This is a genomic window from Candidatus Methylomirabilota bacterium (assembly GCA_036002485.1).
Classification (GTDB): Bacteria; Methylomirabilota; Methylomirabilia; order Rokubacteriales; family CSP1-6; genus AR37.
This window is the reverse complement of sequence record DASYTI010000055.1, coordinates 1-15,918: the sequence shown is the minus strand read 5'-3', so window position 1 is coordinate 15,918 and position 15,918 is coordinate 1. Positions and strand designations below refer to the sequence as shown.

The window sequence follows — 15,918 nt, the reverse complement described above, 5'->3', positions numbered from 1 at the left end:
ATTCTATCTGCTGCGCCGCTTGTGGCAGGCCGTCCTCGTCCTCTTCGGCGTCTCCGTCGTGGTCTTCTTCATCCTGCACCTGACGGGCGATCCCGTGGGCCTTCTCTTGCCGCCGGATGCCTCGGCCGAGGACATCACCCGCTTCCGCAAGGCCATGGGCTTCGACGACCCGTGGATCGTCCAGTACACGCGCTTCCTCAGAGGCGCGCTCCGGGGAGACTTCGGGGAGTCGCTGCGTCACGGCGAGCCCGCCATGGCGCTCGTGCTCGAGCGCCTGCCCGCCACCTTTCAGCTTGCGGGGGCGAGTCTCTTGCTCGCCCTGTGTCTGGCCATTCCCGCGGGCATCCTCTCCGCCGTCAAGCGCAACAGCGCGGTGGACTACGTGTCGACCGTGGTGGCGCTGACGGGCCAGGCCATGCCGACCTTCTGGCTCGGCATCATGCTCATCCTGGTGTTCTCGGTACGTCTCAACTGGCTGCCCTCGTCCGGCCGCGGTGATTTCCAGCACCTCATCCTGCCCGCGGTGACCCTCGGGCTCTTCACCACGGCGCGCATCACGCGGCTCACGCGCTCGGGCATGCTCGAGGTCCTGGGACAGGACTACATCCGCACGGCGCGGGCCAAGGGCGTCTCCGAGCAGCCGGTGGTCTGGAAGCACGCCCTCAAGAACGCCTCCATCCCCATCATCACCATTGTCGGCATCGAGCTCGGCACCCTCCTCGGGGGCTCCGTCATCACCGAGACGATCTTCTCGTGGCCCGGGGTGGGGCGGCTGTCCGTGCAGGCGATCACCAACCGCGATTATCCCGTGGTGCAGGCCGCCGTCTTTCTCCTCGCCAGCACCTTCGTGTTCCTGAACTTTCTCGTGGACGTGACCTACACCTGGCTCGACCCGCGCATCCGGTTTCGCTGATGGCGCCGCCCAGCGGCGTCACCACGGTCGCCCTCCCCATCCCCTCCGCACCCGAGGAGCGCCAGTGGATCGCCACCCTCAAGCGCCTCGTGCGCCGGCGCACCGCCCTCTTCGGGCTGGCCGTGGTGGCGGTGGTGGTGCTGGCGGCGTTGGGCGCTCCGCTCGTCACCGCCTTCGACCCGATCGAGCAGGACATCAATCAGCGTCTCAAAGAGCCCGGGTGGCGAAACGCGGCGGGACAGGCGCACGTTCTGGGCACGGATCACCTGGGGCGCGACATCCTGGCGCGCATCATCTACGGCTCGCGCGTGGCCCTGGTCGTCGGGCTCTCGGCCGTGCTGATCTCCGGCGTGCTCGGCATGGCCATCGGTCTCGTGGCCGGCTATTTCGGCGGCAGGGTCGACGACTTCTTCATGCGGCTGGCCGACATCCAGCTCGCCTTCCCCTTCATCCTGCTCGCCATCGCGGTCATCGGCGTGCTGGGGCCGAGCCTGCGCAATATCATCATCGTCATCGGGGTGTCGTCCTGGGTGGTCTACGCGCGCGTGGTGCGGGGCGAGGTGCTGTCCATCCGTGAGCGCGAGTTCGTGCAGGCCGCCATCGCGCTGGGGAGCCGCGACGGCCGCATCCTCCTCCGCCACGTGCTGCCCAATGCCTTCACGCCATGGCTCGTGGTCGCCACGCTGGACATGGCCCGGGTCATCGTCATCGAGTCCGCGCTGTCCTTCCTCGGCCTGGGCGTCCAGCCGCCCACGCCGACCTGGGGCGGCATGCTGGCCGACGGCCGCGTCTACCTCTCGACGGCCTGGTGGCTCGCCACCTTCCCGGGCCTGGCCATTCTCGTCACGGTCCTCGGCATCAACCTTCTCGGCGACGGGCTGCGCGATACGCTCGACCCGCGCCTCAACATCTAGGAGCACCATGGAGACACTGATCCTAGTGGGGGCCACCCTCATCGACGGGACGGGCGCCGAGCCCGTTCGCGGTCGCGCGGTGGTCGTGGAAGAGGGCCGCATCGCCCGGATCGTGGACACCGCGCAGGCGCCGCGCGGCCGGCGCATCGACCTCGAGGGGCACACGCTGCTGCCCGGCCTCATCAATTGCCACGTCCATCTCTGCCTGGGCGCCGAGCCGGACCCCGTGCGCGCCCTCAAGGACGAGCCCGCGGCTCTCACGGCGCTCAAGGCGCTGCGGCGCGCCCAGGAGACGGTCGAGGCCGGCGTCACCACCGTGCGGGATCTCGGCGGGCGGGACTACGTCGAGCTCGCCGTGCGGCGCGCCATTGCCGATGGCCATTTCCCGGGACCGCGCATCCTGGCCGCCGGGCGGCCGATATGCATGACGGGCGGCCATGGCAACTTCCTCGGTCGGGAGGCCGATGGTCCCGACGATGCGCGAAAGGCCGTGCGCGAGCAGCTCAAGGCGGGCGCCGACGTCATCAAGCTCATCGCCACGGGCGGCGTCATGACGGCGGGCGTGGAGCCGGGCTCGCCGCAGCTGACGCTGGAGGAGATGCGCGCGGCCATCGAGGAGGCGCGGAAGGCGGGGCGCCGCACGGCCGCGCATGCCCAGGGCTCGGTGGGCATCGCCGATGCCATCGCGGCGGGTATCACGACCATCGAGCATGGGATCTATCTCACCGACGAGATCATCGCCTCGATGAAAGGCAAGGGCGTCTTCCTGGTGCCCACCCTGGTCGCCCCCGCCGCCATCTGCGCGGGAGGCCTGGCCGCCGGCATCCCGGAGTTCATGGTTCGCAAGTCCGAGATGGTCACCTCGCATCACATCGCGAGCTTCCAGCGGGCGAGGCAGGCGGGCGTGTCCATCGCGGCCGGCGCGGATTCGGGGACGCCGTTCAATCCGCACGGCAGCCTGCTCCCCGAGCTCGAGCTGATGGTCAAGCACGGCATGTCTCCCCTCGAGACGATACGCTCGGCGACCTCGGTGGCCGCCCAGGCCCTCGGCATCGAGACCGAGACCGGTCGCATCGCGCCGGGCCTGGCTGCCGACCTCGTGGCGGTGGCGGGGGAGGCCGCCGAGAGCATCCAGGCGCTGGCGGACATCCGGCTCGTGCTTGCGCGAGGTGCGATGATCAGGTCGTCATGATCACGTTGCGTCCGGCGGCCGAGCGCGGCCATTTCGACCACGGCTGGCTCGACACGTATCACACCTTCTCGTTTGCCTCCTATCAAGACCCGAAGCACATGGGGTTTCGCTCGCTCCGTGTCATCAATGACGATCGCGTCCAGCCGGGCGAGGGCTTCGGCACCCATGGCCACCGCGACATGGAGATCATCACCTGGGTCCTCGAGGGGGCCCTCGAGCACAAGGACAGCATGGGCAATGGCTCGGTCATCGTGCCGGGGGACGTGCAGCGGATGAGCGCGGGCACGGGGGTGACGCATAGCGAGTTCAACCCGTCGCGCGAGGCGCCGGTTCATCTCCTCCAGATCTGGCTCCTGCCGAACGCGAGGGGACTGGCCCCGAGCTATGAGCAGAAGCGCTTCGAGGCCTCCGAGCGCCGCGGAGGCCTGCGGCTCCTCGCCGCCCGTGACGGCCGCGACGGGGCCGTGACCATTCATCAGGACGCCGACGTGTGGACCGCCCTGCTCGAGCCCGGCCAGGCGGTGCGCCATGCCCTTGGGGCCGGTCGCCACGCGTGGGTGCATGTCGCGCGGGGCGCGGTGACCGTCAACGGCGTCGCCCTCGGCCCCGGTGACGGGGCGGCCCTCAGCGGGGAAGCCGGGCTCGACATCCGCGCCTCCGCGCCCGCCGAGGTGCTGCTTTTTGATCTGAGCTGACCACCGTCGACGTGGTCCGGCTCTTTCTGGTCAGCCGAGAAGTCCCGCCAGGATCGACGAGCTCAGGGCCGCTCTGGCCAGAAGCGCCGCGAAGAAGATCGCGCAGGCCAGCACGGCGAGCTCCCGCCACAGCGTGGGCCGGAGCGCGCGGGGCAGGAGAGTCCGGTTGACCCAGAGGGTGTGGAGGGACAGGACCACGAAGTTGAGGGCCGCCACGTTGGCGCTGATCACGATGAGTGTCAACGGGTCGGCCAGGGTCATGGCCACGCAGCCCACCAGCGTGAAGCCGGCCAGGGACAGCCAGTAGACGCTGCCCGCCTCGCCCGCCTCGCCCGCGGGCCGCGACCGGGCCCTCGCCGTCCAGAGAATGTCAGTCACGCTCCGCGCATAGCCGGCGACGATGCCCACCTGAGTCGCGGCGAGGATGCCGAAGCCGGTCAGGAGCGCTCCCGTCCAGAGTACGAGGCCATGGGTACGTCCCAGGCTCTGGGCCAGGCCGATGGCGGCCGTGAAGCCGGTCCACGTCTCCCCCGGCGCCACCAGCTGGGCCGTCACGAGAACGGGCAGCGTCATGCCCGCGATGCAGCCGGCGGCCCAGAGATACCAGAAGTCGGTGCGGAGATAGCGCCACCACTGGTGCCACTTCGCGAGATTCATCTCCGTGGGCGCGAAGGTCATGCCGTCTCGGGCGAAGCGGACGACCTCGCCGCCCACCACGACCGCGCGCCCCTCCACGGTGCCGGCCATTCCGAAGCCCTTGTCACGCAGCCAGTGCGTGAGCGAGGCGTTGATGGTGCCCCCGCCGCCCGAATACGCGGCGAAGGCGACGAGGAGCCACCAGTCCATGTCGGAAGGCAACGCGGGCTCGCCGAAGACGGGAGGCAGGAAGCCCGCGAGGACCGAAATCCAGGTGGTCCACCGCACGATGGACACGGCCAGCGCGGTCAGGAAGAGCAGGGCCAGTCCCATGACGAGCCACTCACAGAGCTCGACCGTGCGTCGAATCCGCGGGCCGAGGAACGTGACGAAGACGGCCCCGAGGAAGATGAGATAGCCGAGGGCCACGATGATGGCGCCGTCCTCGGAGCGGAGGGGGCGCCCGAGGAAAGCCGCCACGAGGGCGGCCGCGGCGGCCAGCGCCCAGCCCGGCCAGCCGACTTGCGCCGAATGGAGGAGCGCGTAGGCGGAGCCCCAGAAGCGGGGACCGGGCGCCCCGCGCATGAAGCCGGCGAAGATGGATTCTCCGGTGGCGAGGGTGTAGCGCGCCATCTCCGTATTGAGGAGGGCCTGCAGCAGGACGGACACCGTGCAGATCCAGAGAAACGCGGTCCCCCATCGCGCGGTCACCACGGGACCGAGCACCCAGTCGCCCGAGCCCAGAGAGAGTCCGAGCAGGATGGCACCCGGTCCGATGACCCGGATCACGTTTCGGAGCGTGTAGGGCGGGGGCTGGGGCAGGTTGGAGTGCCGCCAGCTCACGCCCGATCTGATGGCGGTGGTGCTCACGAGGATGCCCTTCGCCCGAATCTGGGCGGCCACTGCGCCATGAGCACGACGGCGGCCGCCGCCCCGTCGAGCAGCACGTCGGCGAGCGCGCCGGAGCGTCCCGGCGTCACCGTCTGCCTGAGCTCGTCGAGGGTGGCGGTGAGGAGGCAGAGCGCAAGGGGAACGCGCCAGCCGCCGAGGGCACGCCGCCAGAGCCCGCTCAGCACCGCGTACTCGAGAACGTGCGCGGCTTTGCGAATGACGAAGTGCATGGTCTCGATCTGGACGGGGGAGGCGCGAGGAAAGATCGCGCGGAGGGTGGGAGAGAGCCAGCTTGCCGTGTGCACGCCGCTCCAGTAGCCGCTGCCCAGCCACGCGATGAGCCCGGTCCAGCAGAGCGGGGGCAGGAGCCGGAGCATGTCCACACGGTGGCATGACCGCCCAAAGTTGACAAGGCTCCGCCACTAAACATAGGATGAGCCATGCCGCTCCAGGACGTTCTCGATGAGCTGCTGACATCGTCCCGGACCGGCCCTCTCATCACCGCCGTACGGCACTTCGAGGCCCGCCCTGCCGTCTACGCGCCGTTTCCGTCCTCTCTCGACCCTCGCCTGGTCGAAGCGCTCCGCGGCCGCGGCATCCAGCAGCTCTACTCGCATCAGGCGCGGGCCTTCGACACCGTGGCCAAGGGTGAGCACCTGGTCGTGGTGACGCCGACCGCGTCCGGCAAGACGCTCTGCTACAACCTGCCCGTGCTCCAGGCGCTCGTCCAGCAGCCCGAGTCCCGAGTCCTCTATCTCTTTCCCACCAAGGCTCTCGCCCAGGACCAGCTCGCCGAGCTGACGGAGCTGGCGAAGTCCCTGCCCGACATGCGGATGTACACGTACGACGGCGATACCCCGCAGGACGCCCGCCGCTCGGTGCGCGCGCGGGCCAACCTCGTGCTCACCAATCCCGACATGCTCCACTCGGGCATCCTGCCGCACCACACCAAGTGGGTGAACCTCTTCCAGAATCTCCGCTACGTCGTCATCGACGAGCTGCACGCGTATCGAGGCGTTTTCGGCAGCCACCTCGCCAACGTGCTGAGGCGGCTCACGCGCATCTGCCGGCACTACGGCTCGGCCCCGCAGTTCATCATGGCCTCGGCCACCATCGCCAACCCGCGCGAGCTCGCCGAGCGGCTGACCGGCGAGCCCGTGAGCGAGATCAGCGAGAGCGGCGCGCCCACGGGGGACAAGCTCTTTCTCTGTTACAACCCGCCCGTGGTCAATCGCGAGCTCGGAATACGCGCGCCGTATCTCGGCGAGGCGGCGGGGCTGGCCGTCCGCTTCCTCAAGGAGAAGGTCGCTACCATCGTCTTCTGCCAGAGCCGCCTGTCCACCGAGGTCGTGCTCGCGAGCGTGAAGCAGGGCGTGGAGGACAGGACGGGCGACGCGGGCATCGTCCGCGGCTACCGCGGCGGCTATCTGCCCCTGCGCCGCCGCGAGGTCGAGCAAGGGCTCCGCTCGGGCGAGGTGCTGGGCGTCGTGGCCACGAGCGCCCTCGAGCTCGGCATCGACATCGGCCACCTCGACGCGGCCGTCCTGGCCGGCTATCCCGGCACCATCGCCTCGATGTGGCAGCAGGCGGGTCGGGCGGGCCGGCGGAGCGGCGGTTCGGTGGCCGTCCTGGTCGCGACCAGCGCGCCCATGGACCAGTACCTGGCCACGCATCCGGACTATCTCTTCGGGGCGCCGCCCGAGCACGCGCGCGTCAATCCCGAAAACCCGTTCATTCTCGTGAATCACCTCAAGTGCGCGGCCTTCGAGCTGCCCTTCGCGAGGGCCGAGACCTTCGGTGGTGACGTCCAGGCGCATCTCCAGGCCCTCGAAGAAGAAGGGCTGCTCCACCGGGCGGGGGAGCAGTTCCACTGGACCTCGGAGACCTATCCGGCGGACCACGTCTCCCTGCGCACGGTGACCTCGGACAACTTCCTCGTGATCGATACGACGGCGCGCGACGAGAAGCAGATCAAGCGGCGGCAGATCATCGCCGAGGTGGACTGGAAGAGCGCCTTCGCCATGATCTATCCCAAGGCCATCTACATGGTCGAAGGCGAGCCCTTCGAGGTCCAGGAGCTCTCCTATCGGGAGGACGAGGAGAAGGTCGCCTATGTGAAGAGGGTCGCGGTCGACTACTTCACCGACGCCGTCAGCGCCAAGGGCGTGTGGATCCTCCAGCGCTTCAGCCGCCAGGAGACGCCGGGCCTCGTGGGCGAGCAGGGCGAGGTGCTCGTGGCCGAGAAGGTCGTGGGCTTCAAGAAGATCAAGATGGGCACCCTGGAGAACGTGGGCTCAGGGGAGGTCGAGCTGCCCCAGCAGGAGATGCAGACGACGGCGGCGTGGCTGACCGTGGCCCCCGCGCTCCTCGCGGAGATCTCCTCGCACCGCGACGAGCTGGTGGATGGGCTCCGGGCCCTCACCCGGCTGCTCCACTCGCTGGCCCCGATCTTCCTCCTGTGCGACATCCGTGACATCGGGGCCTGGCTCGGTGACGGCACCCCGTATGCCGAGGGCAAGGTGGTCACGCGCGAGATCATGCGCGCCCAGCTCGTGCAGGGCGACGAGTTCACTCCCACCATCTATCTCTACGACAACCAGCCCGGCGGCATCGGGCTGGCCGAGCGCATCTTCGAGGTGCTGCCCGACCTGCTCACGCGAGGGCTCGAGGTCCTCCAGACCTGCGCGTGCCCCGCGGGCTGCCCGTCCTGCGTCGGTCCCGTGAACGAGGTCGGCCGTCGCGCCAAGCCCATCGCCTTGGCACTCCTCACGCGGCTCGTCGCCCGCCGCTAGCTCCCCGTCGGCGTGGCGCAGAATCCGTCCGTCTCCGATCTGAGCCAGGTCATCCGGCGCCTCGAGGCCAAGAGCCGCGCGCCCGCACCCTATCGCCGTACGGGCTCGCTCGAGGACCTCTTGGGGGGAAGCGTCGAGGAGACCGAGCGAGGACGGATCCTGCTGGTTCGCCGCAGCTTCGGCGCGGGCCACCGGCACGGCCACCAGCCTCTCGAGATGACGCGCGAGATGGCCGCCGGCCCCCTGGCCCTCCTGGCTCGGGCCGAGGCGCCGCCGGCGGGCGCGCGGCTTCTCTACCTGGACACGGAGACCACCGGGCTGGCCGGCGGTACCGGCACCTACGCATTCCTCGTCGGCGTGGGCTTCTTCGACGGAGAGAGCTTCGAGGTCCGGCAATACTTCATGCGCGATCTCGACGAAGAGCCGGCTCTTCTGGCCGCCCTCGAGCCGCTCTTGCGACAGATCGACGGGCTCGTCACCTACAACGGCCGGAGCTTCGATGTGCCCCTCCTCGAGACGCGCTTCGTGCTCGCGCGCCGGCGCTGGCCCGAGGCGCCCTTCCACCTCGATCTCCTGCCCGCGGCGCGACGGCTGTGGAGCGCCCGGCTGCCCGACTGCCGCCTCGCCACCGTCGAGCAGCACGCGCTGGGCTTCACGCGCGAGGGCGATCTGCCGGGCGCGCTCATCCCCCAGGCCTACTTCGACTATCTGCGGGGCAAGGCGCCCGGCGAGCTGCCGCGGGTCTTCGAGCACAACCGTCACGACATCTTGTCGCTCGCGGCCCTCACGGGGTGGGTGACGGACGCGGTGGCGAGAGCACCTGAGCCCCACCATGGCGCCGATGAGCTGGCGGGACTCGGGCGGCTCTGGGAGACGGTCGATATCGAGCGAGGCGAGGCCTGCTACCGGATGGCCCTCGACCGCGGGCTTCCCAGCCCCGCGCGGGAGCGACTCTTCGCGCGTTTGGCCTGGCACGAGAAGCGGCGCGCGCGGTGGGACGCCTCGCGCGAGCTCTGGGAGGCTGCGGCGCGAGGTGCGCGCGACTTCGAGGCCCGTCCCTGGGAGGAGATCGCCAAGATCCACGAGCACCGACAGCGCGACTTCGCAGCTGCGCACGCGGTCGTGACGGAAGCGCTCGAGCTCGCCCGCGCTCAGCGGGCGTCCGAGCCCGTGCTGCACGCCCTCGCCCACCGGCTGGGGCGGCTCGCCCGCCGCCTGCGTCCCCTCGGGTAGCGGCCGCCCTCGCCGCCCCGCCCCCGCCGCCCCAGGAATTAGGTTTGACCCACACTCTGAGTTAGGCTAGCCTCACTCTCCGTTTCTGCCGCGCGCCCCGGGGGGCCGTGGGATCGAGAGCGTTGGACCAGAGGAGAGAGGAATGGCCCGAGAGAGGATGGAGCGGTGCATGAGCGCCTGGGCCTGGACCCTGGCGGTGGCGCTAGGCGTGGGTGGCGGCTTCGGCGTGGGCATGGGCGAAGCGGCGGAAGTGGTGGTCTACTCGGCGCGCTCACACTACGGCCAGGAGCCCGCCTTCGAGGCCTTCACGAAGAAGACGGGCATCCAGATCAAGAGCTTCGGCGGCGACTCCGGGCAGCTCTTCGAGCGCCTCAAAGCGGAGGGCGACAAGACGCCCGCCGACATCTTGATAAGCGTGGATGCGGGCAACCTCTGGAATGCGGCGCGCGCGGGACTCTTGTCGCGGGTCGATTCCCCCGAGATCCAGGCCAATATACCAGCCCACTTACGCGATCCCGACCACCGCTGGGTGGGGCTCACCGTCCGGGCCCGCACGATCATGTACAACACGAGGAAGGTCAGGCCCGAGGAGCTCTCCACCTATGAAGCGCTCGGCGATCCCAAGTGGAAGGGGCGCCTCTGCTTGCGCACCTCGAGCCACATCTACAACCAGTCGCTGCTCGCCACCATGATCAAGCGCCAAGGCGAAGCGAGGACCGAAATCACCGTGCGCGCCTGGATGGCGAACATGCCGACGTTGATCAACAGCGACACCAAGATCCTGGAAGCCATCGCGGCCGGACAGTGCGACGTCGGCCTGACGAACACCTACTATCTCGGACGCATTCTCGCCAAGGACGCGAGCTTCCCGGTGGCGCCGTTCTGGCCGAATCAGCAGACCTCGGGAGCGCACGTGAACATCTCCGGAGCGGGGGTGACCGCTCACGCCAGGAATCGGGCGGAGGCCTTCAAGCTGATCGAGTTCCTCACGAGCCCCGAGGCGCAGCAGATGTTCGCCGATTCCAACTTCGAGTATCCCGCGAATCCTCAGGCCGCCGTCGATCCGCTCATCGCGCGGTGGGGCAAGTTCAAGCAGGACGACACCAATGTGGCGGCGGCGGGGGAGTTTCAGGCCGCGGCCACCCGCCTGGCTGACCGCGCGGGCTACAAGTAGAGCCTCCGTCGTGAGTCTCCGCTGAGGGCGGCCGTCTGATCGCCCTGCGGTCGGCGCGTCCCTCCCCCTGGACCTGGCTCGCGGTGGGGACGGCGGCCGTGCTGGCCGTTCCCATCCTCGCCGTGGTCTCGTCGCTGACCTTTCCGAAAGGTGAGGTCTGGCTTCACCTCTGGCGTACCCAGCTCTTCGAGCTGGTGGGCAGCACCTTCCTGCTCGTCATCGGTGTCGGCGCGGGCACCCTCGTGGTGGGCACGGGCCTGGCGTGGCTGGTCGTTCACTATCGGTTCCCGGGCCGTTCCGTCCTGGAGTGGGCGTTGATCCTTCCCCTCGCCGTGCCTGCGTACGTGATGGGCTTCGTCTTTCTCGGCCTCTTCGAATACTCGGGGCCGGTCCAGACCGGGCTGCGCCGCTCGCTCGGCGAAGGCGTCCGGCTGCCCGAGCTTCGCTCCTACTGGGGCGTGGTGCTCATGATGACGCTGGTCTTCTATCCCTACGTGTACCTGCTCGCGCGCACGGCCTTCCGCGATCAGAGCGGAGCGGCCATCGAAACCGCGCGAAGCCTGGGGTGGTCGCGCGCTCAGACTTTCTTGCATGTCACCCTTCCGATGGCGCGCCCGTCGCTGGTGGCCGGCGTCGCCCTGGCCATGATGGAGGCGATGGCGGACTTCGGGACGGTGGCGACCTTCGGGTACCGCACCCTGACCGAGGCGGTGTATCGCGTCTGGTACGGCATGTTCGACCGGATCGCGGCGACCCAGCTGGCGAGCGTGCTGCTGCTCTTCGCGCTGGCCCTGATCCTGCTGGAACGGCGATCGCGCGGCCGGGCACGCTTCACCCAGACGGGGCGCCGGGGCCCTGCGCTCGCCCCCTCCGAGCTTCGAGGCTGGGGAGCGGCGGCCGCCACTGCGAGCTGCCTGGCCACGCTCACGCTAGCGTTCCTGTTGCCCGTGGGGCAGCTCGCGTGGTGGGCCGCGGCCGCGCTGCGCGATGGGCAGATCGCGCCGGCTTTCGGCGCGCTTCTCACGCGGACCTGTGTGCTGGCCGCGGTCGCGGCCCTGCTCGCGTGTCTGCTCGCCGTGCTCCTGGCCTACGCCGGACGGCTGCACGGTACGCCCACGGTTCGTTTCGTGGTCCAGTTCGCCTCGATGGGGTACGCGCTGCCGGGCGCGGTGATCGCCGTTGGCGTTCTGCTGCCCCTGGCGTGGGTGGATCATACGGTGGCCCCGCTCCTCGAGCGTGGGCTGGGCCACCCGATCGGCCTCTTGTTCACGGGCTCGGCGGCCGGGCTCGTCCTGGCCTATCTCGTTCGCTTCCTCGCCGTGAGCCTGCAGACGGTGGAAGCGAGCCTCGGCAAGATCTCTCCGAGCCTCGACGACGCGGCCCGGTCACTGGGGGCCCGGGCCGGGGCCGCCCTTCGGCGAGTGCATCTGCCCCTCATTCGCGGCGGCCTGATGACGGCGGTCATTCTCGTTTTCGTCGAGACCATGAAGGAGATGCCCGCGACCCTGCTCCTCCGACCGTTCGGCTTCAATACCCTCGCGGTGGAGATCTGGGAGCGGACCTCGGAGGCGATGTGGCAGGAGGCGTCGGTGCCGGCTCTTACCCTCGTCGGGGTCGGGCTGCTGCCCGTGATCGTGCTCGTCCGGCTCTCACTTGGCTCCAGTCGCTGAGGGCCTCTCGGCGTTCGCGGCCGTCACGGCCGGGAAGGCCACCACGTGAACGACGTGCGCCTTGGCGCTGACCCGCGTTCCCGTGGGAAATAGTGAGGTCGAGGGCTGGGAGGAATGCACCCGGTGACCTGAGGGCAGCCGGATGCAGTACACCGCCTCCGACCCCCGGAAATACCGGCGGGTGATGGTTCCCTGGCCGTCCGGCTGGGGGACGAAGCTGATGTCGTCCGGGCGCATCATCACGTCCACGCGCTCCCCGGCCTGGAGCTGATCCACGTTGGCGAAGGTTCCCACTTCGGTCACGATGCCCTGGCTGGTGACGGTGCCGGGAAGAAAGTCGGCGTCTCCCACGAAGGCGGCCACGAAGCGCGTGGCGGGCTGATGATAGATCTGCTGCGGGGGGGCGAGCTGTTCCATGCGGCCGGCATTGAGGACGCCGACGCGGTCGGCGAGGGTGAACGCCTCCTCCTGGTCGTGGGTGACGAAGACCGCCGTGGTTCCCGTGGCGCGCAGGATGCGCTCGACCTCATCGCGCATCTGCGCGCGCAGATCGGCGTCCAGGTTGGAGAACGGCTCGTCCAGCAGCATCAAGGCAGGGGCAGGAGCCAGGGCCCTCGCGAGAGCCACGCGCTGCTGCTGCCCGCCCGACAGCTCGTGAGGGTAGTGCCCGGCGTAGGTCGGAAGCCCCACCAGCTCGAGGACCTCCGAGATGCGCCCCTGACGGGCGCCACGGCTCATCCGCCGTAGCCCGAAGGCCACGTTGTCGGCGACAGTCAGGTGCGGGAAAAGGGCGTAGTCCTGGAAGACGATGCCGATGCCGCGCTCCTCGGGCGGGACGACGTGCGCGGGTCCCGCCACGACCTCGCCTCGCAGCGTGACCGTTCCGGAATCCGGGCTCTCGAGCCCGGCGATGATCCGGAGCGTCGTGGTCTTGCCGCAGCCCGAGGGCCCGAGGAGGGCCAGGATCTCCCCGTGGGCGACACCGAGCGACAGGCCGTCCACTGCGGGCGGCCGGTCGGGAGCGAATCGCTTGCTGATGCGGTCGAGGACGAGGAGCTCCACGGCTACCTGCGGGAGAGGGCTTCGGGATTGACGGGGGTCGGCGGCGTCTGGCCCTCGAGCACGGCGAGGCAATTGTCCACGGCCAGGGTCGCCATCTTGATCCGCGTGTCCGAGGAGGCGCTGGCGATGTGTGGCGCCAGCACGGCATTGGGCAAGGCGAGGAGCCCCGGATGGACCTTTGGCTCCTCCTCGAAGACGTCGAGACCGGCGCCGGCGATCCAGCCTTCCGTCAGCGCCTGCACGAGGGCGGCCTCGTCCACCACCGGACCGCGGGAGGCATTGATGAGATAGGCCGTCTTCTTCATGGTGCGGAGCGATTGGGCATTGATGAGATGGCGGGTCTCCGGCAAGAGCGGCGTGTGAATGCTGACGAAGTCGGCTTCGCGCAGCAGGGTGGCCGTATCCGTGCGGGTCGCGCGGAGTTCCCGCTCGGTGTCGGCATCGGCCGCCACCGCGTCCTGGTAGAGGACGCGCATGTTGAAGCCGAGGGCGCGACGGGCCATGGCGCGGCCAATACGGCCGAAGCCGATGATGCCGAGGGTCTTGCCATAGATGTCGCCGCCCAGCAAGACCATGTACTCCCACTGAGTGAACTTGCCGTCGCGGACATAACGATCCGCCTCGACCAGCCGGCGAGCCGTGGCCATCAAGAGCGTCCACGCGAAGTCCGCCGTAGTCTCGGTGAGGACGTCCGGGGTATTGGTCACCACCACACCCCGCTTGGTCGCCGCGGCCACGTCGATGTTGTTGAAGCCGACGGCCACGTTGGAGACGACCTTGAGATCGGGACAGGACTCGAGGACCGCGCCGTCGATGGTGTCCGTGATGAGGCACACGAGACCCTGGCGCCCCTTGAGTCGCTTCATCAGCTCGGTCTTGGACAGCGGCCTGTCGCCCGCATGCAGGTCCACATCGGCTCGGCTCCTGGCGCGAGCGACCGCCTCCTCCGGTAGGGCTCGAGAGATCAGAACACCGGGTCTCGCAGAGGCAGTGGGCATGAAAGGATTCTCCGTCTAACCAGCTGAGATGGCTCGGATTTTTCCTTCTTGACTTGATCCGCCTCGCCGACTACTATTAGCACTCGCAGGCGATGAGTGCTAACCACTGAAGTGGTCACGAAAGGGTCAGGAGCCACAACATCTTATCCATCGGGAGGCGATTTGGCTATGAAGATTCGTCCGTTGCATGACCGCATTCTCGTCAAGCGTCAAGAGGATAAGGGGGAAACCAAGAAGGGCGGGATCATCATCCCGGACTCGGCCAAGGAAAAGCCGCAGGAGGGCAAGGTGGTCGCCGTGGGCAATGGCAAGGTCACGGATGAGGGCAAGAAGGTCCCCCTCGATGTGAAGGCCGGCGACAAGATCCTCTTCGGCAAATATTCGGGCTCGGAGGTCACGCTGGATGACGAGGAGTACCTGATCCTGCGCGAAGAGGACGTGCTCTGCATTCTTGAGTAGAGGCTAGGTCGGCACTCGACCGGGCGAGAGCGCCCGGCAGACAACCGCCGGCCATCCGGGCCGGCACATTCCATACGAACGAACGAGGAGGAGAGTCAGATGCCCAAGCAGGTTCTGTTCAGCGACGAGGGCCGAGCCGCCCTCTTGCGCGGAATCAACATCATGTCCGCGGCCGTCAAGGCCACCATGGGCCCCAAGGGGCGCAACGTGGTCATCGACAAGAAGTTCGGTAGCCCCACCATCACCAAGGACGGCGTGACGGTGGCCAAGGAGATCGAGCTCAAGGACAACTATGAGGACATGGGTGCCCAGATGCTCAAGGAAGTGGCGTCCAAGACCTCGGACATCGCGGGTGACGGGACGACCACCGCGACGGTGCTGGCCCAGGCCATCTTCAAGGAGGGCCTGAAGAACGTCACCGCGGGCGCTAACCCCATGGGGCTCAAGCGCGGGATCGACGCGGCCGTGGAAGCGGTAGTGGCCGAGCTCAAGAAGCTCAGCAAGTCGACCAAGGACAAGAAGGAGATCGCTCAGGTCGCCTCCATCGCTGCCAACAACGACAAGACCATCGGCAACCTGATCGCCGAGGCCATGGAGAAGGTGGGCAAGGACGGCGTGATCACGGTCGAGGAGTCCAAGTCGGCCGAGACGGTGCTCGACGTGGTCGAGGGCATGCAGTTCGACCGCGGCTACCTCTCGCCTTACTTCGTCACCGACGCCGAGCGCATGGAGTGTGTCCTCGAGGACGCGCTCATCTTGATCCACGAGAAGAAGATCAGCGTGATGAAGGACATGCTGCCCCTGCTCGAGCAGGTGGCGCGGGCAGGCAAGCCGTTCCTCATCATCGCCGAGGATATCGAGGGCGAGGCCCTGGCCACGCTCGTGGTCAACAAGCTTCGCGGCACCCTGCACTGCGCGGCCGTGAAGGCCCCGGGCTTCGGCGACCGCCGCAAAGCCATGCTCGAGGACATCGCCATCCTCACGGGCGGCAAGGCCATCACGGAGGACCTCGGCATCAAGCTCGAGAACATCAAGCTGGAAGACCTGGGCAAGGCCAAGAAGGTGGTGGTGGACAAGGACAACACCACCCTCGTCGAGGGCGCGGGCAAGACGGCCTCCATCGAGGGCCGCATCAAGCAGATCCGGGCGCAGATCGAGGAGACCACCTCGGACTATGACCGCGAGAAGCTCCAGGAGCGGCTGGCCAAGCTGGCCGGGGGCGTGGCCGTCGTGAAGGTCGGGGCGGCCACCGAGACGGCCATGAAGGAGAAGAAGGCCCGCGTGGAGGA

At 68.6% G+C, this 15,918-nt stretch carries 14 protein-coding genes; 10 read left to right on the top strand and 4 right to left on the bottom strand.

The window, feature by feature from the left end:
* Positions 1-7: 7 nt before the first annotated feature.
* Genes nikB through VGT00_06160 form a run of 4 tightly spaced genes read left to right on the top strand, consistent with a single transcriptional unit; the run spans position 8 to position 3,714 of the window.
* Entirely contained in the window at positions 8-913 is a 906-nt protein-coding gene (nikB, locus tag VGT00_06175) for a nickel ABC transporter permease (protein HEV8530983.1), read from the top strand.
* On the top strand, positions 913-1,827 hold the full coding sequence (locus tag VGT00_06170) for an ABC transporter permease (protein ID HEV8530982.1): 915 nt from the start codon (positions 913-915) through the stop codon (positions 1,825-1,827). Before nikB ends, VGT00_06170 begins: the two co-directional genes overlap by 1 nt.
* A gap of 7 nt (positions 1,828-1,834) precedes the next feature.
* Positions 1,835-3,019, top strand: a complete 1,185-nt coding sequence (locus tag VGT00_06165) for an amidohydrolase family protein (GenBank protein ID HEV8530981.1) — start codon at positions 1,835-1,837, stop codon at positions 3,017-3,019.
* Complete coding sequence (locus VGT00_06160; protein HEV8530980.1) at positions 3,016-3,714, top strand: pirin family protein; 699 nt, start codon at positions 3,016-3,018, stop codon at positions 3,712-3,714. Before VGT00_06165 ends, VGT00_06160 begins: the two co-directional genes overlap by 4 nt.
* 30 nt (positions 3,715-3,744) lie before the next feature.
* On the opposite strand, the gene VGT00_06155 is transcribed toward VGT00_06160, so the two are convergent.
* Positions 3,745-5,193, bottom strand: coding sequence for an Nramp family divalent metal transporter (locus VGT00_06155; GenBank protein HEV8530979.1), 1,449 nt, complete (start codon positions 5,191-5,193; stop codon positions 3,745-3,747).
* A gap of 23 nt (positions 5,194-5,216) precedes the next feature.
* On the bottom strand, positions 5,217-5,618 hold the full coding sequence (locus VGT00_06150; GenBank protein ID HEV8530978.1) for a VanZ family protein: 402 nt from the start codon (positions 5,616-5,618) through the stop codon (positions 5,217-5,219).
* Between the two features lie 63 nt (positions 5,619-5,681).
* Between VGT00_06150 and VGT00_06145 the strand changes: the two genes are divergently transcribed.
* From VGT00_06145 to VGT00_06130, 4 genes are all read left to right on the top strand, one after another.
* The gene (locus VGT00_06145) at positions 5,682-8,033 is read left to right on the top strand and encodes a DEAD/DEAH box helicase (protein ID HEV8530977.1); all 2,352 of its coding nucleotides are present in this window, start codon (positions 5,682-5,684) and stop codon (positions 8,031-8,033) included.
* Between the two features lie 12 nt (positions 8,034-8,045).
* The gene (locus tag VGT00_06140; protein HEV8530976.1) at positions 8,046-9,266 is read left to right on the top strand and encodes a ribonuclease H-like domain-containing protein; all 1,221 of its coding nucleotides are present in this window, start codon (positions 8,046-8,048) and stop codon (positions 9,264-9,266) included.
* Between the two features lie 169 nt (positions 9,267-9,435).
* Entirely contained in the window at positions 9,436-10,440 is a 1,005-nt protein-coding gene (locus tag VGT00_06135; GenBank protein ID HEV8530975.1) for an extracellular solute-binding protein, read from the top strand.
* 98 nt (positions 10,441-10,538) lie between these two features.
* Positions 10,539-12,110, top strand: coding sequence for an iron ABC transporter permease (locus tag VGT00_06130; GenBank protein ID HEV8530974.1), 1,572 nt, complete (start codon positions 10,539-10,541; stop codon positions 12,108-12,110).
* Here VGT00_06130 and VGT00_06125 read toward each other — a convergent pair.
* On the bottom strand, positions 12,090-13,172 hold the full coding sequence (locus tag VGT00_06125) for an ABC transporter ATP-binding protein (GenBank protein ID HEV8530973.1): 1,083 nt from the start codon (positions 13,170-13,172) through the stop codon (positions 12,090-12,092). The two genes, VGT00_06130 and VGT00_06125, sit on opposite strands and share 21 nt — an antisense overlap.
* A 2-nt stretch (positions 13,173-13,174) precedes the next feature.
* Entirely contained in the window at positions 13,175-14,170 is a 996-nt protein-coding gene (locus VGT00_06120) for a D-glycerate dehydrogenase (protein ID HEV8530972.1), read from the bottom strand.
* Positions 14,171-14,338: 168 nt separating this feature from the next.
* Here VGT00_06120 and groES point away from each other — a divergent pair, with 168 nt between their 5' ends.
* Both groES and groL read left to right on the top strand, forming a co-directional pair.
* Positions 14,339-14,629: a co-chaperone GroES gene (groES, locus tag VGT00_06115; protein HEV8530971.1), complete on the top strand. Its 291-nt coding sequence runs from the start codon at positions 14,339-14,341 to the stop codon at positions 14,627-14,629.
* A gap of 99 nt (positions 14,630-14,728) precedes the next feature.
* Positions 14,729-15,918: chaperonin GroEL (groL, locus tag VGT00_06110; protein ID HEV8530970.1), on the top strand; the 1,190-nt coding region annotated here is incomplete at its 3' end.

Excerpts from the sequence above, each read along its gene's own strand:
- VGT00_06150 (HEV8530978.1), bottom strand. The coding sequence starts at position 5,618 with ATGCTCCGGCTCCTGCCCCCGCTCTGCTGGACCGGGCTCATCGCGTGG.
- VGT00_06160 (HEV8530980.1), top strand. The coding sequence starts at position 3,016 with ATGATCACGTTGCGTCCGGCGGCCGAGCGCGGCCATTTCGACCACGGC.
- VGT00_06120 (HEV8530972.1), bottom strand. The coding sequence starts at position 14,170 with ATGCCCACTGCCTCTGCGAGACCCGGTGTTCTGATCTCTCGAGCCCTA.
- groES (HEV8530971.1), top strand. The coding sequence starts at position 14,339 with ATGAAGATTCGTCCGTTGCATGACCGCATTCTCGTCAAGCGTCAAGAG.
- VGT00_06170 (HEV8530982.1), top strand. The coding sequence starts at position 913 with ATGGCGCCGCCCAGCGGCGTCACCACGGTCGCCCTCCCCATCCCCTCC.
- VGT00_06135 (HEV8530975.1), top strand. The coding sequence starts at position 9,436 with ATGAGCGCCTGGGCCTGGACCCTGGCGGTGGCGCTAGGCGTGGGTGGC.
- VGT00_06145 (HEV8530977.1), top strand. The coding sequence starts at position 5,682 with ATGCCGCTCCAGGACGTTCTCGATGAGCTGCTGACATCGTCCCGGACC.
- VGT00_06165 (HEV8530981.1), top strand. The coding sequence starts at position 1,835 with ATGGAGACACTGATCCTAGTGGGGGCCACCCTCATCGACGGGACGGGC.